The following is a 19,900-nucleotide window of genomic DNA, read 5'->3' as shown; positions in this document are numbered from 1 at the left end:
GCGCTCCTAACCCGTCACGCGGCCTGATAGAGCCAGTTACGGATGATCGACACGGCTTCTTCCGGATGCTTGTCGACGATCTCGCCGATCTTCTTGAGCGACGACGCCTTCACCTGGCCCTCGATGCGGGCGATGTCGATCATCGATTCGATGCCGGGCGTCGGCGGCGCCATGCCGGCGTCGGGCGCGGCCGGCAGTTCGGCGATCGGCGCACCGCCAACCACCATCGGCAGACCCGGCGAGGCCGGCGTCAGCATGCCCGGCGGGATGTCTTCGCCTTCCTGCGAGGCTTCCAGCACGCGGCGAATCAGCGGGCGTACCACCAGCAGCATGGCCAGCAGGCCGAGCAGGACATAGCCGGCGATCTCGCCGATGCGGAACAGATCGGCCTTGGTCAGACCGAGCAGGATCGGCAGGCTGGCTGGATCGATTTCCTCGGGAATGTCACCCGGTTCGGCAAAGCGCATGCTGACGATTTCAACGGTGTCGCCACGCTGCTGGTCGAAGCCGATGGCATTGCGTACCAGTGCATTGAGCTGCTGCATCTCTTCGGTCGAGCGCGCCTGGTAGGAGCGCTGTCCCTGACCATCGACCTGCACAATGTTGTTGACCAGCACGGCGGCCGAAACGCGGCGCAGCACGCCGGCCTCGCGCACCTGGGTGCGGATGGTCTTGGAGATTTCGTAGTTGACCAGTTCCTCGGTGCGGTTGCCGGTCGTGGTGGCCTGGGTGCCGCCCTGGCCCTGGGCCTCGGGCAGGTTGTTGGCCACCGAGACGTTCTGCTGGCCTTCCTGGCTCTGGTTGTTTTCGGTGATGGTCTGGGTCGAGCGCACCACCTGCTGGTCGGGATTGAACAGTTCCTGGTTGGTGGTGACGCGATCGAAATCCATATCGACCGAGATTTCCGCGCGCACATTGCCAACGCCGACCGAACGCTCGAGCAGCGCCTCGACATTCTTGCGAAGGCGGTCTTCCATCACGCGGCGCATGTCGGCCATGCGATTGGCCGTTGCGGTGGCCGCATCGGGCTCTTCCTGGGTGCCGGCCAGCAGGTTGCCGCGATCATCCACGATGGCGATGCGCGACGGCTTCAGGTCCGGCACGGCCGAGGCGACCAGATTCTGGATGGCGCGCACCTGCGGCTGATCGAGACGGCCGCCTCTGGTCTTGACGATGATCGAGGCCGAGGGTTCGCGCTGTTCGCGGCTGAACACTTCGCGCTTGGGCAACACCAGATGCACGCGCGCCGACGACACCTGCTCAATCGAGCGGATGGTACGCGCCAGCTCGCCTTCCATCGCACGCAGCTGGTTGATGTTCTGCATGAAATTGGTGGCCGAGAGCGCATTGGCCTTGTCGAAGATTTCATAGCCGGCGCCGCCGCCGGATGGCAGGCCGCCTTCGGCGAGCTGCATGCGGGCGCGCAGCACGCGGTCTTCCGGCACCAGAATCTGGGCGCCGTTGCCGGCGATCTGATAGGGAATTTTCTGCGCTTCGAGGCGGGCGACGATCTCGCCCGACGATTGCAGGTCGAGATTGCCGTAGAGCAGCGCCATCTTGGGCTGCGTCACCTTCATGCCGAGGAACACGAAGAAACCGATCAGAACCGCAGCGGTCGCCGCCAGCATTGCCAGCCGCGCGGGACCGATGTTCCGCATCATGTTCATAATTCCGTTCACGGCATCACCCCATGCACCAGGCACGCGTTGCGGTCAGGTCCTGCCTGCCCTCGACGCCAAATTAGGAAGCCGGGATGAAAGAGAGGTTAACATCCCGGCAAAATTTGCCTACCGGAATGTTAACCTGCCAGAATTGAATTAAATCAATTAGTTAGAGTGACATTCAGAGCGAGCGGGCCGGAGTGTCCTTTAACATGCCGGGCCGGTAGTCCTGCAGGCGGGTGGCGCGCAGGCCAGGCAGACCATGCTGCTCGATGGCGCGCTGCCAGGACTGAAATTCCTCGATCGTCAGGATGTAGCGCTCGCAGGCCTCCTCGAGAGTCAGCAACCCGCCGCGCACGGCAGCCACCACCTCGGCCTTGCGGCGAATCACCCAGCGTTTGGTATTGGCTGGCGGCAGACTCTCCCGCGTGATGCGCTGCCCTTCGGGACCGATCACACTGGTCGGCGTGGCCGACGGGCGCGTCTGGGGATTCACCGTCTGGATCAGGTTCTGCATCGTCGTCTTCCGCCTGTTACAAAAAACCGAAATTCCCTGAGCGGTTCATCGCTCAGCTGGTGGTCTCGTCATCACCTTCGTCATCGCCAGTGTTGTCGTTGGTCGGCGCCGGGAAGACCGAAACCACCTTTTCGGGCAGGAATTTGTTGCCCGACACGACGAGATACTGGACGCCATCGACGGTCTCGAGCGCCTCGACATAGCCGCGCGCAAACACCTTGGTGCCATCGACGGTTTTGCCGCCGGCATCCTTGGCCACGATCTCGAGCTTGTAGGTACCGGCCGGCTGGGCGTTATTGCTGCCGTCCTTGCCGTCCCAGGCCAGTTCGATGCGACCGCTGGGGAATCCACCGGCCTGATCGGAGGTCTGCGTCACCGTGCGCACGACCTTGCCGGCGGAATTGATGATGTTGTATTTGACCTGGCTGACACCGGCCGGAAGTTCGTAGGACCAGAAGGCGCTGCCGCCACTGGCCAGCTTCACCTCGTTGTCGTCGACATCGACGATCTTGCCGATGAAGTTCAGGTTGTTGCTGCTCTGCTGCGCCGAGAACATGGAAATCAGCTTTTCCAGGTTCTTGTTCTGATTGATCGACTGCTCGACCTGGCTGAACATCACAAGCTGATTGGTGAACTCTTTCGAGTCCATCGGCGAGGTCGGATCCTGGTTCTTCAGCTGCGTGGTCAGCAGCGTGAGGAAGGTATCGAAATTCTTCGCCAGCGAGACACCGGCGCTCTGGGACGCAGTCGATGTCGTCGTGGTCGGAGCGCTCGTGACTGAAGTAACCATGACCATTCCCCTCGCGGAAAATCAGATTCGGATGTCGAGCCCGCCGCGCGCGGCGGCTGCCCGTTGTGCATTGGCGGCAGCAACCTGCACCGGATCGGTGCGCAGGCCGGCTTCGGCATAATCATCGCCGCCGCGATTGCGTTGACGGCCGTTGCCATTGCCGTTGCCGTCGCGGCCTTCATTGGCCTGACCCTGGTCGCGCAGGGAGAAACTCAGCGACTGCTGGTCAGTCTTCAGGCCGGCATCGCGCAGCGACTGTTCGAGCTTGCCGGCTTCCTGCTGCAGCATGTGCAGGGTTTCCGGCTTGTCGGCGGAAATCACCGCCATCAGGCGGCCGTCATGGGTGACTTCCAGCTTGACCTCGACCTTGCCGAGATTGCCCGGATCGAGCTTGATCGAAATCTTGTCGACGCCTTCGGCAGCGCCTTTCTTGATCTGCAGCGCAACCTGTTCATCGGCCGGGATATAGGTGTTGAGATGCCGCGTTGCGGCATGTGTGGCGGCATGCTGGGCGGCCTGCACGACCGGCGCGCCGGTGCTGCTCATCGGCGCCACCTGCTGCTGTCCGGTCTGACTATTTCCGGTCGCAGCAGCCGCATTGCCCTGCAGCTGCGCCTCGGCATTGGCCAGCAGCAGCGCGGCATTGAATTTCAGTTCGGGACCGCCCGGCTGCGCCGGCTGCTGCGCGGTCAGGGTCTGCTGCTGCAACAGCGCCGCATCGGCGGCGGCCTGGTCGTCGTCGCCCTGCATGGCGAACAGCGACGCCTGATCAACCAGGGTCTTCGGCGCAACGGTGGTCGTGGCGCTCTGCAGATCGACAGTCAGGGTCTTATCGGCCTTGGCTTCGGTCTTCGGAGAGGCTTCGGCCGTCACGACCGGCTTGCCAGCCTGGGCCTGAACCTGGGTCTGCGCCGTCAGCGCCTGCTGGATGACGGCGAAATCTTCCGGCGTCACCGCCTGCTGCTGCGACAGCAATGCGGCCGCGCTGGTATCGGTGGCTGTCTTGCCCATCGCCGTGGTATCGACGGCGACAGCAACCGCCGGCTGCGGCGCGGCTGGAACGACGGCAGTATCGGCGGCAGTGGCAACCACGGCAGCCTTGGCGGCCGCTGCGTCGGGCTGAACCGGCGCCGGCGTCTCGCTCTGCAGCGCTTCGGCCGCGGCGAGAAGTGCGGCAGCGGCGGCATCCACGGGATTGACGGCCGGCACCGCCGCCGTGGCGGCCGGAACGACCGCCGGAATCTCGCCGGATTGCGCGACAGCCGGAGCAGCCGCCGGAGCAGCCACCGGCGCGACCTGCGTCTGCAGCAGGCTGAGAATCAGCAAGTCATCGGGCACAACGGCAACCGCCGGCTTGGTGGCATCCTCGGAAAGCACATCTTCCGCAGTATCCGCCGTATCGTCTGCGACCGGTGCCGCCGCCTGATCGGCCGGCTTGGCTGTATCTTTTGTTTCATCCTGTGCCGCTGCATCCTCGGTCTTGTCGGCATCCTGCCGGACTTCACGGGGTGGGGCGGCATCCTTGGCAGCCGGCTTGGCATCGGGCCTGGCCGGTGCCTTATCCTCGGCGGGCTTGCTGGACGGCTGCGTCTCGCGCGGCGCCGGTTCGTCGTTGCGGCGGGTGTCGACCGGTTCGGAGCGTTCGTAGGAGATGCGTTCGGCGGGGCGGCTGTCGGGGCCGGGCTCGCGCCGGGTCTCGGTCCGCGTCTCGGTGCGGGGCGCGGCTTCCGACATGGCGCGTTCGCTGGTCTTCGCCACCGCCTCGCTGCCTTTGCCGTAGAAAGCGTTCTGCAGCACCCGGGCAAAATCATCGGCACGGCTGGAGCTGTCCTCGGCCGGAGTCTGGCCAAGGGCGGAAGCGACAGAGCTGTTTACCTGAGCGACTTGCATGGATGCCTCATTCGTCGCCGGATAAGAAGCAAGCGCCGGGCCAAGTCCCGATATCCAGTCAAACAATTGATATTACTAGTATAATTTTTACGACCCCGAGTCGCTTTGGCCCACCGCCGTTGCCGGCCGGCAATTTCTGCCGGGACCCTGCGGCCGTCGCCAGCCCGGCCATGCCGGCGGGGTCTCCGACCGCTCTAGGCCCGAGGGCCGATCGGGCCTAGACTGTATTTATGGCGAATCAACCCGGCAAACCTTCCAGCGGCACACCGCCGCGCCCCCTGGCCCCCAAAGCAGCCAAGCCTGCCGCGGACGACCAGGATGCCGAATCCGAACAGCTGGTCGCCAGCGAGCTGGACGACATCACGCATACCGAATTCCGGCTGCTCTACGATACGGCGGCGCGCAACGTGTTGTTCGCCAAGCGCCAGCAATGGCAGGTGGTGCAGTATTTCACGCTGATTGCCCTGGCGCTGGTCGCCATCGGCATCGCCGCCCCCTTCGCGCATGATGTGGCGCGCTTCGTTGCCGGCTTTCTGGTCTTCGTCGGCATCGGCAGCGTCATCGTGATTCTGATGCTGCAGTCCTGGCAGGGCAACGAGCATTCCAAGATGGCCTACCTGGCCGCCGACTTTTCCAATTTCGCCCGCAATGCTTTGCAGCGCAAACCCAAGCTGAGCGGCGATATTCACCGCTATGTCATGCTGCTGGTGATGCTGCTCTATGTGGTTGTGCTGGACGTCGTGATCGTCCGCCTGCTGGTCGATATCGGCCGCTAAGCGGCCGGCATTTTCTTCAGGAGAAGCTGTAACTGTCCATCGCCAGCGCGCCATGGGCGAAACTGGCATGGACGCGTTGTGCCGGTGCACCCGGCGTTGCCGCGCCCAGCGCGACATACAACGGCAACAGATGTTCGTCGGTCGGGTGATTCTGCGCCGCGAACGGCGCCTGCTGGCGATAGTCCAGCAATGCAGTGTCGTCGCGCTGTTCCAGCTTCTGCGCCATCCATTCGGCAAAGGCGGCGGCCCAGTCGGCCGGCGGGTGGCTGTCGCTGCGATCCAGCATGCGCAGGTTATGCGTCATCGAACCGGTCGCCATGATCAGCACGCCTTCATCGCGCAGCGGCGCCAGGGCGCGGCCCAGCGCCAGATGATGCGCCGGATCGCGGTGCGGCTGGATCGACAGCTGCAGCACCGGAATATCGGCATCGGGATAGATCAGGGTCAGCGGCGACCAGGCGCCATGATCGAGCCCGCGCTGCGGATCGAGGGCCGAGCGGAAGCCGGCATCTTCAAGCAGGCTGCGGATGCGCGCAGCCAGATGCGGCGCACCCGGCGCATCGTAATGCATGCGATACAGCGCCGGCGGAAAACCATAGAAATCGTGAATGGTCTCCGGCTGCGCCGTGGCGCCGACCGCCGGCTGCTCGGTTTCCCAATGGGCGGAGATGGCGAGGATCGCCTGCGGTCGCGGCCAGAGTGCCGAAGCCGAGCGCAGGAACTGATGTGCCGGACGCTGCGGCTCCAGGGTCAGCATGGGCGAGCCATGGCTGATGAAAACGGCGGGCAGGCGCTGGGGCTGGGCTGACATCGGGAAACTCCGCTGCGCCATCTGAATGACGGCGCAGCGTTGACCTAAGTCAGCGGCGGCAAAGCCGCAAGACGTTACCGCGTGGTGACGCCTTACTCGGCGGTAACAGTCGACCCGACGGTCCACGCGGCCGGGCGGCTGTGGAACAGGCCGGTAAATTTGGCGACCATGGTCTTGAAGATGGCCCAGCTCGCCTCGGACCGCAGGGTCACGGCACGGGCGCGCAGATAGGCCATTTCGTCGGCCGAGATGTAGCGGACCGGGGTAACCGCCGCGCGCATATCAAAATGCTTGTCGATGTCGGTCATCAGGTTGGTGGTCTGGGTCGTCGTGGTCATCGGGGAGGCCTTCCTCTGCTGGGGGGCTGAGTTGGACTTTATCCCGCACTGCACTTTTCATTAATATGGTATTATGGCAGTATTTATTGAATAATATTCATAAATAGGCCTGCTATGGATCGTTACGGGGAAATGGAAGCCTTTGTGCAGGTCGTGGACCAAGGCGGCTTCACCGAGGCCTCCAAAATCCTCGGCCTCAGCCCTTCGGCGGTGAGCAAGCTGATCTCCCGCCTGGAAGACCGGCTGGGCGCCCGCCTGCTGCAGCGGACCACGCGGCGGGTCAGCCTGACCGCCGAGGGCCGCGTCTATGCCGAACAGGCGCGCGCGATCCTAGCCGATGTCGATGCGATGGAAGCCAGCATCGGCGGCGCCGAAGCCGAGCCGCGCGGCCAGTTGCGGGTGAATGTCGCGCATGGTTTCGGCATGGCCCAGATCGTGCCGCTGATTCCGGATTTCCTCGCGCGCTATCCCAAGGTGCAGGTCAGCCTCACCTTCGCCGACCACACGGTCGATCTGGTCGGCGAAGGCGACGACATGGGCATCCGGCTCGGCGAACTGCGCGACGACGCGCTGATCGCACGCAAACTGGGCGAGCACCGCCGCATCATCTGTGCGGCACCGTCTTACCTCGAACGTCATGGCACGCCGCAGACGCCTGCGGATCTGGCCCGGCATAACTGCCTGCTGTTCGACGGGCCAGAAGGCCTGAACGAATGGCCCTTCCGCAAGGCCGACGGCAGCATCGAGCGGCTGGCCATGCATGGCAATTTCCGCAGCAACAATGGCGATGCGGTGCTGCGCCTGCTGCTTGACGGCGTCGGGCTTTGCTATGCCGCCGATTTCGGCATCAAGCCATTCATCGAAACCGGTCGCCTGGTGCCGGTGCTGAGCGCGCAGACCGCCGATATCCTGCGACCGGTTCATGCGGTCTATCCCGCCCGCAAGCATCTGGCCGCAAAAGTGCGTGTGTTTGCCGACTATCTGGTCGAGCGCTTCATGCCCACACCGCCCTGGCTGATGCAGCCCGGCGCTTAGGCCAGCGCCGGCAGTTATCTCAGCGCAGCCTGGGCCGCCTGCACCAGCGCCGCCGTATCCTCGGCGGTCTTGTCGAAGGAACAGACGAAGCGGTACAGGCTGTCAGCCTCGCTCCAGGTATGGAACAGCGCACCGCGCTGGCGCATCGCTTCGGCGGCCACCACCGGCAGCTGCACGAAGACCTCGTTGGCCTGCACCGGCCAGACGACTTTCGCGCCCGGCAATTTGCCAAGACCGTCGGCCAGTTCGCGCGCGCGGCTGTTGGCCTGGCGCGCCAGCCGCAGCCACAGGCCGTCCTGCAACATGGCGAGCAGCTGCACCGACAGGAAACGCGACTTCGAGAACAGATGCCCGCCGCGCTTGCGGCGATACAGGAAGCTTTCGGCCAGTTCGGGGCGGAAAAACACCACCGCCTCGGCCGCCATCGCGCCATTCTTGGTAGCCCCGAAGCTGAGCACATCCACGCCGGCGCGCCAGGTGAGATCGGCCGGGGCGCAGTTCAGACCGGCCACCGCATTGGCAAAGCGCGCGCCATCCATATGCAGGCGCAGGCCATGCTCGCGGCAGCGATGGGCGATATCGGCCACGTCATCGGGTGAATAGACCGTACCGGCTTCGGTTGCCTGCGTGATGCTGACGGCAGAGGGCTGCGGATTATGCTGCGAGCCTTTCCAGCCCAGCGCCAGCTGCGCATCCAGCGCGGCGAGATCGATCTTGCCGTTCTCGCCAGGCACATTCACCAGCTTGGCGCCGCCGGTATAGAATTCCGGCGCGTTGCACTCATCGGTGACGATATGACTGTCCTGGTGGCAATAGATCGCGCCATGGCCCGGCGTGATGCAGCCGAGCGACAGCACGTTGGCGGCGGTGCCGGTCGATACCGGAAAGACTTTGCACTCATGATCGAACAGCACGGAGAAAGCAGCATCCAGTTTGATGCTCCATGGGTCGGCGCCGTAAGACGAGACGTTGCCGGTATTGGCCTCCAGCAGTGCCGTCATGATTTCGGGGGCGGCACCGGCAACATTGTCGCTGCGAAAATCCATGGCGCTAATCCTGCTGTTCGATCGTCAAGGGGAGGAATTCAAAACCATCGCCCTTTGGCGCAGCACGGAAAGCGCGCACCGGCGAGGCCTGCCCATCATGCACGGCCGAGATCAGCCAGACGAGTCCCGGATCGCTGATCATCGCGACATCCTGCGCCGATGGTTCGGCGCGACCGTTCGGGTGGCTGTGCCAATGCCCGATGATACGGGGCCCGATGTCGCTGTGACCAATACCGGGATTGGTTCCATCCGCGTCGCGCAGGCGGCGCAGCGTGGCGAAATGCACGGCCGGATCGAGTTCGAATTCCCGCTCCGGCGTGGCGGCGACATTCCCTGCCGGCACCAGCTCGGTCACCCGCAGCCCGTCATCATCCCCCAGGCCGACCAGCAGGGCACAGGCCTCGCGCGGCCAGGCCGCCCCGCCCAGCGCGGCCAGCGCGGCCATCTGCGCTGCGCTCAGTCGCAGGGGCATTATTTTTCGACTTTCACCGTGATGCTGCCGAGCGGCTTCAGCGTTTCGCCGTCCAGCGCATAAAGCCGTTCGGTGCCATCGGCCAGCCGCACGCGCAGAATGATCCGGTTGCCGGTGGCGAAGACTTCCGCCACGCGGCTGTTGCGTGGAATGGTGAATTCCAGGTCTTCGACCGTCACGGCGCGGGGTGTCGCTGCGGTGGAAACGGTCCGTTTCGGCCCGCCGGTCATGATCAGCACGAGCAGCAGCACGGCCAGGCCGACGAAGACGACGCCGAGACCGATGACGGTGGCCTTCAACCACCGTATCCTTGTCGTCTCTTCTGTCGTCCTGTCCGTCATTTCTCCGGTCCCGTAATCCAATGTCCGAGTTACCCGCCCCGCAGATTCTGCCCCCGGTGCCGCCCGAAGTCGCCGGCGAACGGCTGGATCGCTATCTGGCAACGGCGCTGGCGGGCGGCGCCGAGGATTTCTCGCGCTCGCGCCTGAAAACCCTGATCCTCGACGGTCATGTCCGCCTGGCCGAGAGTAAAACCTGGGCGACGATAACCGACCCCTCGCGCAAGATCAAACCGGGCGAATGCTACGCCATCAGCACGCCGGTCGCCGTGGCGGCCGATCCGCAGGCGCAGGACATCCCGCTCACCGTTGTCTACGAGGACGACCAGCTGATCGTGGTGGACAAGCCGGCTGGCCTGGTGGTGCATCCAGCACCAGGCAATCCCGACCGCACGCTGGTGAATGCCCTGCTGCATCACTGCGGCGACAGCCTGTCGGGGATCGGCGGCGTCAAGCGGCCCGGCATCGTGCATCGCATCGACAAGGACACGTCGGGCCTGGTGGTGGCGGCCAAGACCGATCACGCCCATCACGCGCTGGCCGCACTCTTCGCCGAACATGACATCGAGCGCAGCTACGATGCCCTGGTCTGGGGACATCCCAACCCGCTGCAGGGTACCATCGAGGGCACCATCGGCCGCGATCCCAAGGATCGCAAGCGCATGGCGATCGTGACGCGCGGCGGCAAGGATGCCGTCACGCATTACGCCACGCAGAAAATGATCTTCGACGGCAAGGGCCAGCCGGTCTGCGCGCTGGTCCGCTGCACACTGGAAACCGGCCGCACGCACCAGATCCGCGTGCATATGACGGCCAGGGGCAATGCCCTGATCGGCGATCCGGTCTACGGCCGCGCCCGCAACCTGCAGCGCTATCAGCTCAGCGATACGGCCCGCGCCGCCCTGCTCGGCTTCAAACGCCAGGCCCTGCATGCGGCGACGCTGGGTTTCCGCCACCCGGTGACCGGCAAGGCATTGCACTTCGAAAGCCCGCTGCCGGCCGATTTCGCCACCCTGCTGAAGCTGCTGTCCAGCCAACGCAACACGCCGCGTTAAGACGGCCGCCGCCTGCCAGAAAGCCAGTTGATTGATATCAAATGGTTTTCCCGATTTTCTGGTAATTTCGCGGCCTGTGACGGCCAGCACAGTCCGGCGAGACCGTCGCACTTCCGCCGTATTTGGCCGCTTTGCTCGTTGCAAATGAACGACAGAGCACCCAAATCTGAACCAGCGCCGGGCCCCCGCGGTCCGGCCGGGGGAGTTTCTTCGATGTCGACCACTACCAGCCTGCCCGCGCTGTCCTCCATTGAGGGTGGCCTTTCCCGTTACCTGTCCGATATCCGCCGCTTCCCGATGCTGGAGCCGCAGGAAGAGTTCATGCTGGCCAAGGCCTGGCGCGACCATGGCGATGTGGACGCGGCGCATAAGCTGGTAACCAGCCACCTGCGCCTGGTGGCCAAGATCGCCATGGGCTATCGCGGCTACGGCCTGCCGGTCGGCGAACTGATCTCCGAAGGCAATGTCGGCATGATGCAGGCGGTCAAGCGATTCGATCCCGACAAGGGCTTTCGCCTCTCGACCTATGCGATGTGGTGGATCCGCGCCTCGATCCAGGAATATATCCTGCGGTCATGGTCGCTGGTGAAGATCGGCACCACGGCAGCCCAGAAAAAACTGTTCTTCAACCTGCGCCGCCTGCGCGGCCAGATGAAGGCGATCGATGGCGGCCAGCTGACCCCGGAGCAGGTGGAAAAGATCGCCACCCAGCTTGCCGTCTCCAAGGATGAAGTCATCACCATGGACCGCCGCCTGGCGGCGCCCGACCATTCGCTGAACGCGCCGCTGCGCGGCGACGAAGAGGGCAGCAGCGAATGGCAGGACTGGCTGGTGGATGAAACGCCGAACCAGGAAGCCCGCCTGGTCGAAGGCGATGAATTCGACAGCCGCAAGCAGTTGCTGGCCAATGCCATGAAGGATCTGAACGAGCGCGAGCGCGACATCCTGATGCAGCGGCGCCTGACCGAGGAGCCGACCACGCTGGAAGATCTTTCGGCGCGATATGGCATCAGCCGCGAACGTGTGCGTCAGATCGAGGTGCGCGCTTTCGAGAAACTGCAGAAGGCCGTGCGCAATGCCGCCTTGGAACAGGGCATCAGCACTCACGCCGGCATCGGCCAGATCGAAGGCCAGCTGCCAGCGTAAATGAACGCGGCCGCACCTCAATTCTTGTGGTGCAGCCGCGCTCTCGCGTAGAGACGGATCACTTAGTAAATATCGTCTTCGTCCAGATCGGCGAAGGGATCGCTCAGCGGATCGAAGCCGGACACCGGCGCATCGAGGCCGAGCGCATCGAAAGCGGCTTCGGCCGCCACCGATTGCAGCCAGATCGACGGCTCGCTGCCCGAGCGCAGCCAGTGCAGATTCTGCGGCGTGGAGCCGATGGCCGACAGGGCAATCGAGGGCACCGCGGGAATGGTGGGCGCGGCCGCATAATTCCGGCTCAGGCGCCGGATCGCGGTCGCCAGGGTCTGCGCCAGGTTGCGCAACACGGTGATGTCGCGCGGCCGCCAGTCTTCGGCGGTGTCGCAGCGCTCGCAGCGGAAAATCGCCGCCGGATTATTCTTGGCATCGACCAGCAGCAGGTCGATGCGGGCCTGCACCTGATCGCGGGCCGCGGCATTGTCGGACGGCAGTTCAGGGGCATTCTCGGTCTGCATCGCGGCCAGGCCGCGGGAGGCGGCCTCGAGATAGGCGATGGTGGCCGAACGGGGAATGACAGCACCTTCCTGGAAGCGGCCATCGCGCGCATCGAGCAGGCGCTGGCACACCATGTCGCCGCTGTCGTCGAAAAACCAGATGCTGACGCGGGTGGCCGCGGCGACCTCGACGGCGTCGAGGCAGATCGCCTCGCACAGCGTACTCATCCCGTCATGGCCGAAATTGAATGATGCGGCTTCCTGCGTCCTGAGCATGAACCCCTCCCGGGCCCGAGAAACTCGATGGACGCAGTGTCGCCCGGCGGCGGCGCTGGCGGCAGGTTACGGCTCAATAACGCGACATTAAGAGTCGGTAACCTGCCCGCTACTACGGGTTTAATCCGTGCCAGATCAATCCTCGAAAGGATCCTTCATCAGGATGGTGTCCTCGCGCTCGGGCGAGGTGGAGAGCAGCGCCACCGGCGCGCCGATCAACTCCTCGATCCGGCGGACATATTTCACCGCCGTGGCCGGCAGGTCGACCCAGCTGCGGGCGCCCCGGGTGGTCTCGCTCCAGCCTTCCAGGGTCTCGTAGACCGGCCGGGCGGCAGCCTGGTCGCCCATGCCCGACGGGAAATAATCCAGCGTCTTGCCATTCACCTCATAGCCGACGCAGATTTTCAGTTCCTTCAGGCCGTCGAGCACATCCAGCTTGGTCAGCGCGATGCCATGGATGCCGTTCAGTTTCACGGTCTGGCGCACCAGCACGGCATCGAACCAGCCGCAGCGGCGCTTGCGCCCGGTCACCACGCCGAATTCATGGCCTTTTTCGCCCAGCCACTGGCCGATCTCGTCGGTCAGTTCGGTGGGGAACGGCCCCTCGCCGACCCGGGTGGTATAGGCCTTCACGATACCGAGGATATAGCCCAGCGAACCCGGCCCGAGGCCGGAACCGGCGGCAGCCGAACCCGCCATGGTGTTGGACGAGGTGACATACGGGTATGTGCCGTGATCGACATCGAGCAGCGAGCCCTGCGCGCCCTCGAACAGGATGCGCTTGCCGGCGCGGCGGGCCTCGTCGAGGTCGCGCCAGACCGGTGCGGCATAGGGCAGAATCTTCGGCGCGATCTCGGCCAGCAGTTTGAGCAGCGCCGCACGATCCACCGGCTCGGCACCGAAACCGCGGCGCAGCGCATTGTGATGCGACAGCAGGCCGTCGACCTTGCGGCCCAGCGTTTCGGCATCGGCCAGATCGCAGACCCGGATGGCGCGGCGACCGGTCTTGTCTTCGTAGGCCGGGCCGATGCCACGTCGCGTGGTGCCGATCTTGACGCCGCCATCAGTGGCATCCTCACGCAACCCGTCCAGCTCGCGGTGCAGCGGCAGGATCAGCACGGCATTGTCGGCGACCTTCAGGTTATGCTCACCGATCTCGACACCCTGGCCACGCAGCTTGTCGATCTCGGCAAACAGCGCCCAGGGATCGACCACCACACCATTGCCGATCACGGCCAGCTTGTTCCTGCGCACGATACCCGACGGCAGCAGCGACAGCTTGTAGACATTGTTGCCGATCACCAGCGTATGGCCGGCATTGTGGCCGCCCTGGAAACGCACCACCACATCGGCGCGCAAGGACAGCCAGTCGACGATCTTGCCTTTGCCCTCGTCGCCCCACTGGGCGCCGACCACCACCACATTGCTCATATCAACGATCCTTCAGACGAAAGAATTCAGACGGGCTGGACGGATTTTCCGTCCCACCAATGGCTGCACCCGGCGGCTTTCGCCGCCTTGCCGATCTCGCCGCTTTCCCTGGCCAGCGCCGCCCAGGTGGCGTGGCCGCTGCTGCGCAGCCGGGTGGCGGCGGCGCGCGGCGTGCCATACGGCAGATAAACCAGTTGCGGCACCGGCTGCGGCGACAGGGCGCGCATCACGCTGTCGAGATAAAGCGTAAAACCAGTGGCAGGTTCGCCGGCCGGCGTGACATAGCGGCCGCCGCGCCCCAGTTCACCCCGCACATTGCGGGCAAACAGGGTGAAAGCAATGCCGGTATGGTACTCGAAACCACGGAATTCACTGGGATCCAGCGTCACCAGCAGGCCGGGCGCCGCCGCCGAGACCTCGGCCACCAGCCGGTCGAGATCGGCGACAATTTTCGCTGCGGCGGCCGGCAGTTTCAGTTTCTTCAGGCCGTCCAGCGCAGCCGGGGCCGGCCCGGTCAGCGGCAGCAGTTTCAGCAACGTGGGCGCAGCAGCGCCACCGACATCCTTCAGTTCGCCGGCATCCTTGCGATCCAGCGCGCGGCGCGCGGCGCGGGCCTGCTTCGGCTCCAGGCCATGCGCCTCGATGATCGCCGGCGCCAGCAGCGGTTGGGTGATATCGAGCGAGAGACCGGAAACGTCGAGCGATGCCACCGCTTCGGCCGCCAGCACGGCGACTTCGACATCGGCGGCCAGCGCATCCGAACCGATCAGCTCGACACCAGCTTGGGCGAATTGCCGTTCGGGGCGCAGCTGGCTGCCGCGCACGCGCAGCACCTGGCCGGCATAGGCGAGCCGCAGCGGGCGGACGGCATCCTTCATGCGGCTGGCGGCGATGCGCGCCACCTGCAGGGTGATATCGGTGCGCAGCCCCATCATGCGCTGCGACACCGGGTCCATGACGCGGAACATCTGGCCGGCAAGGTCCTGCCCGGAACCGGCCAGCAGGGTTTCCTCGAACTCGATCAGCGGCGGCTTGACCCGCGCATAGCCCTGCGCTGCGAAACTGGCAATCAGCTTCTCGCTGGCCTGTGCCTCCCATTCGGCGCGCGGCGGCAAAACGTCGCGCAAACCCGCCGGCAGCAGGCCGGCGGCTGCACTGGTGTCGCTGTCATTCGCAGGGGTGCGTCCGCGCGGTGCCATGTTTTCTGCGTCCTGCTCAGCGATGCCTGAAATCGGCTTTGCGCTTCTCGGCAAAAGCACTCATGCCTTCCTTCTGGTCTTCGGTGGCAAAGGTGGAATGGAAGACCCGGCGTTCGAAGCGGATGCCTTCCGTCAGGGTCGTTTCATAGGCCCGATTGACCGATTCCTTGGCGATCATCACGATCGGACGCGACAGCGCACAGATTTTCTCAGCCGCCTTGATCGCTTCGTTCAGCAGCTCGGCCGCCGGGACCACGCGGCTGACCAGACCCGAACGCTCGGCCTCCTCGGCATCCATCATGCGGGCGGTCAGGCACATCTCCATCGCCTTGGATTTGCCGATGAAGCGCGTCAGGCGCTGGGTGCCGCCGGCACCGGGGATGGTACCCAGATTGATTTCCGGCTGGCCGAATTTCGCGGTGTCGGCGGCAATGATGAAATCGCACATCATCGCCAGCTCGCAGCCACCACCCAGCGCATAGCCGGCCACCGCGGCGATCACCGGCTTGCGGCAGCGTGCGGCACGCTCCCAGTCGCGGGTGATGAAGTCTTCCTTGTAGACATCCATATAGGTCTTGGACTGCATCTCCTTGATATCGGCGCCGGCGGCAAAGGCCTTCTCCGAGCCGGTGATGATCATGCAGCCAATGGCATCGTCCGCTTCAAAAGCATCCAGGGCGCGCGTCAGCTCCTGCATCAGCGCGGCATTGAGGGCATTCAGCGCCTTGGGCCGGTTCAGCGTGATCAGGCCGATCTGGCCGCGCGTCTCCACCAGGATGTTCTCGTAAGCCATGACTGTTTCCTCTGGTTTTCTGAAGTTATTGCTGCCGGGTTATTGCTGATCGGGCAGCAGCTCGAAGCGCACGGTCAGTGCGCCGTCGCGACCGGCGAAGCTGAAGCGCAGGCGCTCACGCTCGCGGCGATACTGTTCCGTGCCGAGCGCCTGCCAGCCAAGCTGCGGCAGGGTAGTGGAATAGAACTTGCGCACGGCCGCAGCCGTGACTGCCCCCTTCGCCTCGGCATTGGCGATCCTGCCGGACGGTTTGTCGAAGACCGCTGCGGCATCGGCGTTTTCGGCCAGGCCCGGCATCAGGGGCACGTCTTCTGCAATGGACAGGAAACCGGCTGCCGCCCGCGCACCCGGGATCAGGGCCTCTGAGAGGCTTACACGAATCCCCGCCAGCGCCAGACCGCCGATGACGACACCGCCCATGAGGGGTGTGGCAAGGACGAAAAGTGCAGCTAGCGCCGGGACCGGGAGGAGCCTCCAGCCATGGCGGAACATGGCCGGGAATTTGGCAGGTCGAGGCGGTTTTTGGAAGCCTTGGCGGGGGCCGGATTCGCTACTTCTGGCAGCGTTTGCAGAAGAAGGTCGACCGCCCGGACTGCACGATTCGCTGCACCTTGCCCTGGCAGGTGACGCAGGCTTGGCCCTCGCGGTCATAGACGCGGAACCGGGTCTGGAAATAGCCCAGTTCACCATCCGACTGCACGTAATCGCGCAAAGACGAGCCGCCGGCCTCCACCGCCTCAGCCAGTACGGCCTTGATCGCCGGCACCAGTTTTTCCAGTTTTTCCGCCTTCACGCTGCCGGCGAGTTTTTCCGGATGAATACCGGCGCGGAACAGCGCCTCGCAGACGTAAATATTGCCCAGGCCGGCCACCACGGTCTGGTCGAGCAGGGCTGCCTTCATCGGGGCTTTCTTACCCCTGAAGGCATCCAGCAGCACAGCGGCCGTGAAAGCATCGTCCAGCGGCTCAGGCCCGATCCCGGCCAGCAGGCGGTGCTGGCTCAGCTTCGCCGCCGGCACCAGGTCCATCATGCCGAAGCGGCGCGCATCGTTGAAGGTGACCGCCGCGCCGTCCTCGGTGGCGAAGATCACGTGATCATGCGGGCCGATATCGTTGGGCCAGCCGGCCCGGATCACCATGCGGCCCGACATGCCAAGATGGATCAGCCAGACCAGATCGCCCTCAAGCCGTATGAGAATGTATTTGGCCCGGCGCTCGAGCGCCTCGACCCGGCGGCCCTGGATGGATTTGGCGAAATTCTTCGGCAACGGAAACCGCAGATCGGGGCGGCGCGCCTCAATGCGGGTGATGCGCCGGCCCTCCAGTTTCAGGGCCAATCCCCGGCGGGTGGTTTCCACTTCGGGCAATTCAGGCATGACGATCCTCTGGGCTGTCTCTATACCGTTCCGGGCCCATTTCGGCTATGGTCTGCCGCCATGAGCCAGCCGGACCCGACCCAGGACAGCAATCCGGGAAACGAGACCCATTTCGGCTTCCGCAGCGTGCCGGAAGGCGATAAGGCGCGCCTGGTGCGCGGGGTGTTCGATTCGGTCGCCAGCCGCTACGACGTGATGAACGACCTGATGTCGGGCGGCGTGCACCGGCTGTGGAAAGCCGCCATGATCGACTGGCTCAATCCGCATGGCGCCATCACGGTACTGGATGTGGCCGGCGGCACCGGCGATATCGCCTTCCGCATCCTCGACCGCGCGCCGCAGTCGAAAGTGATCGTGGCCGATATCAACGCGTCCATGCTTGAGCAGGGCCGCAACCGTGCCATCGACCAGGCGCGCCTCGGCCGCCTGACCTGGACCTGCATGGATGCCGAAAAACTCGCCCTGCCCGACCGCTCGGTGGATGCCTATACCATCGCCTTTGGCATCCGCAACGTCACCCATATCGAGGCGGCGCTGGCTGAGGCGTATCGCGTCCTGAAGCCCGGCGGACGGTTCCTCTGCCTGGAATTTTCCACCGTACGCAACCCCGCGCTGGCCAAGGTCTACGATATCTACAGCTTCAACCTGCTGCCGAAACTCGGTGGCATTGTCGCCGATGATGCCGATTCCTACCGCTACCTGGTCGAGAGCATCCGCCGCTTCCCCAGCCAGGAACGCTTCGCCGCCATGATCGAGGCCGCCGGCTTCCGCAATGTGGCGGTGCGCGATCTCACCGGCGGCATCGCCGCCATGCATTCAGCCCGCCGTATCTGACCCGGTACTGACTGACGTGCTGACCGATCTGCGTCATCTGCTCCGCCTGTTCGCCATTGGCCGCTGCTTCGCGCGCCACGATGCGCTGTTCCTGCTGAAGGACGCGCCGATTGGCACCGCACTCAGCCGCCGTGCACTCGGCCTGTTCCAGACCCTGTTCGGGCGGCGCCAGCCGAACTTACGCGACGGCGAACGCCTGGCGGCAGCGCTGGCCGATCTGGGTCCTAGCTTTATCAAGCTGGGCCAGGTTCTGTCGGTACGGCCGGATCTTGTCGGCGCCGCGATCGCCGAAGATCTCGGCCGCCTGCGCGACAAGCTGCCGCCCTTCCCCTGGCCGGCGGCGAAACAGGCCATCGAAACCGAACTTGGAGCCCCGCTGGAGAGCCTGTTCGCGGCCTTTGAAGACGCACCGGTTGCCGCCGCCAGCGTCGCGCAGGTGCATTTTGCACAGACCCGCGACGGCCTACCGGTTGCCGTAAAGATCTTGCGGCCCGGCGTGGAAGCCGCCTTCGCCCGCGATCTCGCCCTGTTCGCCTGGCTAGCCGAAGCGGCCGAGCGCCACCTGGCCGGCATGGCCCGGCTGCGGCCGCGCGATGTGGTGGCAGCCCTGCATGACTGGGTGGCAATCGAACTCGACCTGCGGCTGGAAGCGGCGGCGGCATCCGAGCTGCGCGACAACTTTACGGACGACGCCGATGTCATCGTGCCGGCGATCGACTGGCAGCGCACCGCACGTCGCGTGATGACCGTGCATCGCATCAGCGGCATTGCCATCGAGGATCGTGAGGCGCTGATTGCCGCCGGCATCGATGTGAAGGTGCTGGCCGACCGTGTGATCCGGGTCTTCCTCAAACAGGCCCTGCGGGACGGCTACTTCCACGCCGATATGCATCACGGCAATCTGTTCGTGGCATCCGATGGCCGGCTGGAACTGGTCGATTTCGGCATCATGGGCCGGCTCGATCTGAAAACCCGCCGCTTCATGGCAGAAATGCTGGGCGCCTTCCTGACCGGCAACTGGCGCCGCGCCGCCGAAGTGCATTTCGAGGCCGGTTACGTGCCGGCCGACCGCTCGGTCGATGCCTTTGCCCAGGCCTGCCGCTCGATCGGCGAACCGATCCTGGACCGGCCAGTGGCGGAAATCTCGGTCGGCCGTCTGCTGGCACAGCTGTTCCAGATCACCGAAACCTTCGGCATGCAGACCCAGACCCATCTGCTGCTGCTGCAGAAAACCATGGTGACGGTGGAAGGCGTGGCGCGCAGCCTGGATCCGGAGATCAATTTCTGGAATGCGGCCCGCCCGGTGATCGAGGCCTGGGCCCGCGAGCATATGGGTCCGGAAGCCTATTTAAAAGAAACGGCCGGCAGCCTGGTCGATTTCGCCCGCAAACTGCCGCAGGTGGCGCGCGATCTCGAAGCCCTGGCAGAAACGACAAGGGCGGAAGGCCTGCAGCTCAGTCCGGCCAGCATTGCCGCGCTGGCCGAAACCCAGGCGCTGGCCAATGCCCGCCGGCGGCGGCCGCTGCTCTGGGCGCTTTGGGCCGTGGCCCTGTTATTGGCTTTGGCCCTGTTCGTGTAAGCGAAAAAGAAAGGGCCGGTCACCCGGCCCTTTCCTGAACTACC

At 64.8% G+C, this 19,900-nt stretch carries 21 protein-coding genes; 6 read left to right on the top strand and 15 right to left on the bottom strand.

Annotation, left to right across the window (positions count from 1 at the left end; genetic code table 11):
- Window positions 1–14 precede the first annotated feature (14 nt).
- The 4 genes from fliF to OJJ21_RS18615 all read right to left on the bottom strand — a co-directional run bounded on the left by fliF (window position 15) and on the right by OJJ21_RS18615 (window position 4,858).
- Window positions 15–1,661, bottom strand: coding sequence for a flagellar basal-body MS-ring/collar protein FliF (gene fliF / locus OJJ21_RS18630; RefSeq protein WP_297688620.1), 1,647 nt, complete (start codon window positions 1,659–1,661; stop codon window positions 15–17).
- A 181-nt stretch (window positions 1,662–1,842) separates the two neighbouring features.
- Window positions 1,843–2,178, bottom strand: a complete 336-nt coding sequence (locus OJJ21_RS18625) for a DUF1153 domain-containing protein (protein WP_297688617.1) — start codon at window positions 2,176–2,178, stop codon at window positions 1,843–1,845.
- Window positions 2,179–2,230: 52 nt separating this feature from the next.
- Window positions 2,231–2,968, bottom strand: a complete 738-nt coding sequence (locus tag OJJ21_RS18620; protein ID WP_297688615.1) for a flagellar hook capping FlgD N-terminal domain-containing protein — start codon at window positions 2,966–2,968, stop codon at window positions 2,231–2,233.
- Window positions 2,969–2,989: 21 nt separating this feature from the next.
- The gene (locus tag OJJ21_RS18615) at window positions 2,990–4,858 is read right to left on the bottom strand and encodes a flagellar hook-length control protein FliK (protein WP_297688613.1); all 1,869 of its coding nucleotides are present in this window, start codon (window positions 4,856–4,858) and stop codon (window positions 2,990–2,992) included.
- 230 nt (window positions 4,859–5,088) lie between these two features.
- Between OJJ21_RS18615 and OJJ21_RS18610 the strand changes: the two genes are divergently transcribed.
- Window positions 5,089–5,634 carry a hypothetical protein gene (locus tag OJJ21_RS18610; RefSeq protein WP_297688610.1) on the top strand — a complete coding sequence of 182 codons (546 nt, stop codon included), beginning with the start codon at window positions 5,089–5,091 and terminating at the stop codon, window positions 5,632–5,634.
- Between the two features lie 16 nt (window positions 5,635–5,650).
- On the opposite strand, the gene OJJ21_RS18605 is transcribed toward OJJ21_RS18610, so the two are convergent.
- Both OJJ21_RS18605 and OJJ21_RS18600 read right to left on the bottom strand, forming a co-directional pair.
- A complete protein-coding gene (locus OJJ21_RS18605) occupies window positions 5,651–6,445 on the bottom strand; it encodes a class III extradiol ring-cleavage dioxygenase (RefSeq protein WP_297688608.1) in 795 nt (264 codons plus the stop codon).
- Between the two features lie 92 nt (window positions 6,446–6,537).
- Window positions 6,538–6,783, bottom strand: a complete 246-nt coding sequence (locus OJJ21_RS18600) for an RSP_7527 family protein (RefSeq protein WP_297688606.1) — start codon at window positions 6,781–6,783, stop codon at window positions 6,538–6,540.
- A gap of 132 nt (window positions 6,784–6,915) precedes the next feature.
- Here OJJ21_RS18600 and OJJ21_RS18595 point away from each other — a divergent pair, with 132 nt between their 5' ends.
- Complete coding sequence (locus OJJ21_RS18595; protein WP_297688605.1) at window positions 6,916–7,818, top strand: LysR family transcriptional regulator; 903 nt, start codon at window positions 6,916–6,918, stop codon at window positions 7,816–7,818.
- A 14-nt stretch (window positions 7,819–7,832) separates the two neighbouring features.
- Here the strand turns inward: OJJ21_RS18595 and OJJ21_RS18590 are convergent, their stop codons facing one another.
- The 3 genes from OJJ21_RS18590 to OJJ21_RS18580 are packed head-to-tail and all read right to left on the bottom strand — an operon-like array spanning window position 7,833 to window position 9,635.
- On the bottom strand, window positions 7,833–8,864 hold the full coding sequence (locus OJJ21_RS18590) for a low specificity L-threonine aldolase (protein ID WP_297688603.1): 1,032 nt from the start codon (window positions 8,862–8,864) through the stop codon (window positions 7,833–7,835).
- A 4-nt stretch (window positions 8,865–8,868) separates the two neighbouring features.
- Entirely contained in the window at window positions 8,869–9,309 is a 441-nt protein-coding gene (locus tag OJJ21_RS18585) for a M67 family metallopeptidase (RefSeq protein ID WP_297688601.1), read from the bottom strand.
- Between the two features lie 26 nt (window positions 9,310–9,335).
- Window positions 9,336–9,635 (bottom strand): hypothetical protein, encoded by a 300-nt coding sequence (locus OJJ21_RS18580; protein WP_297688600.1) that lies wholly within the window; start codon window positions 9,633–9,635, stop codon window positions 9,336–9,338.
- Between the two features lie 62 nt (window positions 9,636–9,697).
- Here OJJ21_RS18580 and OJJ21_RS18575 point away from each other — a divergent pair, with 62 nt between their 5' ends.
- Both OJJ21_RS18575 and rpoH read left to right on the top strand, forming a co-directional pair.
- Window positions 9,698–10,729: an RluA family pseudouridine synthase gene (locus OJJ21_RS18575; protein WP_297688586.1), complete on the top strand. Its 1,032-nt coding sequence runs from the start codon at window positions 9,698–9,700 to the stop codon at window positions 10,727–10,729.
- Between the two features lie 213 nt (window positions 10,730–10,942).
- The gene (gene rpoH, locus OJJ21_RS18570) at window positions 10,943–11,875 is read left to right on the top strand and encodes an RNA polymerase sigma factor RpoH (RefSeq protein ID WP_297688585.1); all 933 of its coding nucleotides are present in this window, start codon (window positions 10,943–10,945) and stop codon (window positions 11,873–11,875) included.
- 62 nt (window positions 11,876–11,937) lie between these two features.
- On the opposite strand, the gene OJJ21_RS18565 is transcribed toward rpoH, so the two are convergent.
- The 6 genes from OJJ21_RS18565 to mutM form a co-directional block, all read right to left on the bottom strand.
- On the bottom strand, window positions 11,938–12,645 hold the full coding sequence (locus tag OJJ21_RS18565; protein ID WP_297688582.1) for a hypothetical protein: 708 nt from the start codon (window positions 12,643–12,645) through the stop codon (window positions 11,938–11,940).
- Between the two features lie 135 nt (window positions 12,646–12,780).
- On the bottom strand, window positions 12,781–14,076 hold the full coding sequence (locus OJJ21_RS18560) for an adenylosuccinate synthase (protein WP_297688580.1): 1,296 nt from the start codon (window positions 14,074–14,076) through the stop codon (window positions 12,781–12,783).
- Between the two features lie 26 nt (window positions 14,077–14,102).
- Window positions 14,103–15,275: an ATP phosphoribosyltransferase regulatory subunit gene (locus tag OJJ21_RS18555; RefSeq protein ID WP_297688578.1), complete on the bottom strand. Its 1,173-nt coding sequence runs from the start codon at window positions 15,273–15,275 to the stop codon at window positions 14,103–14,105.
- A gap of 16 nt (window positions 15,276–15,291) precedes the next feature.
- Window positions 15,292–16,068, bottom strand: coding sequence for an enoyl-CoA hydratase (locus OJJ21_RS18550; RefSeq protein ID WP_297688576.1), 777 nt, complete (start codon window positions 16,066–16,068; stop codon window positions 15,292–15,294).
- A gap of 39 nt (window positions 16,069–16,107) precedes the next feature.
- A complete protein-coding gene (locus tag OJJ21_RS18545) occupies window positions 16,108–16,488 on the bottom strand; it encodes a hypothetical protein (RefSeq protein ID WP_297688574.1) in 381 nt (126 codons plus the stop codon).
- Between the two features lie 130 nt (window positions 16,489–16,618).
- On the bottom strand, window positions 16,619–17,443 hold the full coding sequence (gene mutM / locus OJJ21_RS18540; RefSeq protein WP_297688572.1) for a bifunctional DNA-formamidopyrimidine glycosylase/DNA-(apurinic or apyrimidinic site) lyase: 825 nt from the start codon (window positions 17,441–17,443) through the stop codon (window positions 16,619–16,621).
- 60 nt (window positions 17,444–17,503) lie between these two features.
- Here mutM and ubiE point away from each other — a divergent pair, with 60 nt between their 5' ends.
- A complete protein-coding gene (gene ubiE, locus OJJ21_RS18535) occupies window positions 17,504–18,277 on the top strand; it encodes a bifunctional demethylmenaquinone methyltransferase/2-methoxy-6-polyprenyl-1,4-benzoquinol methylase UbiE (RefSeq protein WP_297688570.1) in 774 nt (257 codons plus the stop codon).
- Between the two features lie 16 nt (window positions 18,278–18,293).
- Entirely contained in the window at window positions 18,294–19,856 is a 1,563-nt protein-coding gene (gene ubiB / locus OJJ21_RS18530) for a 2-polyprenylphenol 6-hydroxylase (RefSeq protein WP_297688569.1), read from the top strand.
- Window positions 19,857–19,900 lie beyond the last annotated feature (44 nt).

Origin of the sequence: Ferrovibrio sp. (assembly GCF_025869515.1) — a bacterium.
Classification (GTDB): domain Bacteria; phylum Pseudomonadota; class Alphaproteobacteria; order Ferrovibrionales; family Ferrovibrionaceae; genus Ferrovibrio.
Note: the sequence above shows the minus strand (reverse complement) of the source record. Positions and strands in the feature narration are given on the sequence as shown.

Bases quoted from the DNA above. Each gene is read 5' to 3' on its own strand.
- fliF (WP_297688620.1), bottom strand. From the start codon at position 1,661: ATGATGCGGAACATCGGTCCCGCGCGGCTGGCAATGCTGGCGGCGACC.
- OJJ21_RS18625 (WP_297688617.1), bottom strand. From the start codon at position 2,178: ATGCAGAACCTGATCCAGACGGTGAATCCCCAGACGCGCCCGTCGGCC.
- OJJ21_RS18620 (WP_297688615.1), bottom strand. From the start codon at position 2,968: ATGGTTACTTCAGTCACGAGCGCTCCGACCACGACGACATCGACTGCG.
- OJJ21_RS18615 (WP_297688613.1), bottom strand. From the start codon at position 4,858: ATGCAAGTCGCTCAGGTAAACAGCTCTGTCGCTTCCGCCCTTGGCCAG.
- OJJ21_RS18610 (WP_297688610.1), top strand. From the start codon at position 5,089: ATGGCGAATCAACCCGGCAAACCTTCCAGCGGCACACCGCCGCGCCCC.
- OJJ21_RS18605 (WP_297688608.1), bottom strand. From the start codon at position 6,445: ATGTCAGCCCAGCCCCAGCGCCTGCCCGCCGTTTTCATCAGCCATGGC.
- OJJ21_RS18600 (WP_297688606.1), bottom strand. From the start codon at position 6,783: ATGACCACGACGACCCAGACCACCAACCTGATGACCGACATCGACAAG.
- OJJ21_RS18595 (WP_297688605.1), top strand. From the start codon at position 6,916: ATGGAAGCCTTTGTGCAGGTCGTGGACCAAGGCGGCTTCACCGAGGCC.
- OJJ21_RS18590 (WP_297688603.1), bottom strand. From the start codon at position 8,864: ATGGATTTTCGCAGCGACAATGTTGCCGGTGCCGCCCCCGAAATCATG.
- OJJ21_RS18585 (WP_297688601.1), bottom strand. From the start codon at position 9,309: ATGGCCGCGCTGGCCGCGCTGGGCGGGGCGGCCTGGCCGCGCGAGGCC.
- OJJ21_RS18575 (WP_297688586.1), top strand. From the start codon at position 9,698: ATGTCCGAGTTACCCGCCCCGCAGATTCTGCCCCCGGTGCCGCCCGAA.
- rpoH (WP_297688585.1), top strand. From the start codon at position 10,943: ATGTCGACCACTACCAGCCTGCCCGCGCTGTCCTCCATTGAGGGTGGC.
- OJJ21_RS18565 (WP_297688582.1), bottom strand. From the start codon at position 12,645: ATGCTCAGGACGCAGGAAGCCGCATCATTCAATTTCGGCCATGACGGG.
- OJJ21_RS18560 (WP_297688580.1), bottom strand. From the start codon at position 14,076: ATGAGCAATGTGGTGGTGGTCGGCGCCCAGTGGGGCGACGAGGGCAAA.
- OJJ21_RS18555 (WP_297688578.1), bottom strand. From the start codon at position 15,275: ATGGCACCGCGCGGACGCACCCCTGCGAATGACAGCGACACCAGTGCA.
- OJJ21_RS18550 (WP_297688576.1), bottom strand. From the start codon at position 16,068: ATGGCTTACGAGAACATCCTGGTGGAGACGCGCGGCCAGATCGGCCTG.
- OJJ21_RS18545 (WP_297688574.1), bottom strand. From the start codon at position 16,488: ATGGGCGGTGTCGTCATCGGCGGTCTGGCGCTGGCGGGGATTCGTGTA.
- mutM (WP_297688572.1), bottom strand. From the start codon at position 17,443: ATGCCTGAATTGCCCGAAGTGGAAACCACCCGCCGGGGATTGGCCCTG.
- ubiE (WP_297688570.1), top strand. From the start codon at position 17,504: ATGAGCCAGCCGGACCCGACCCAGGACAGCAATCCGGGAAACGAGACC.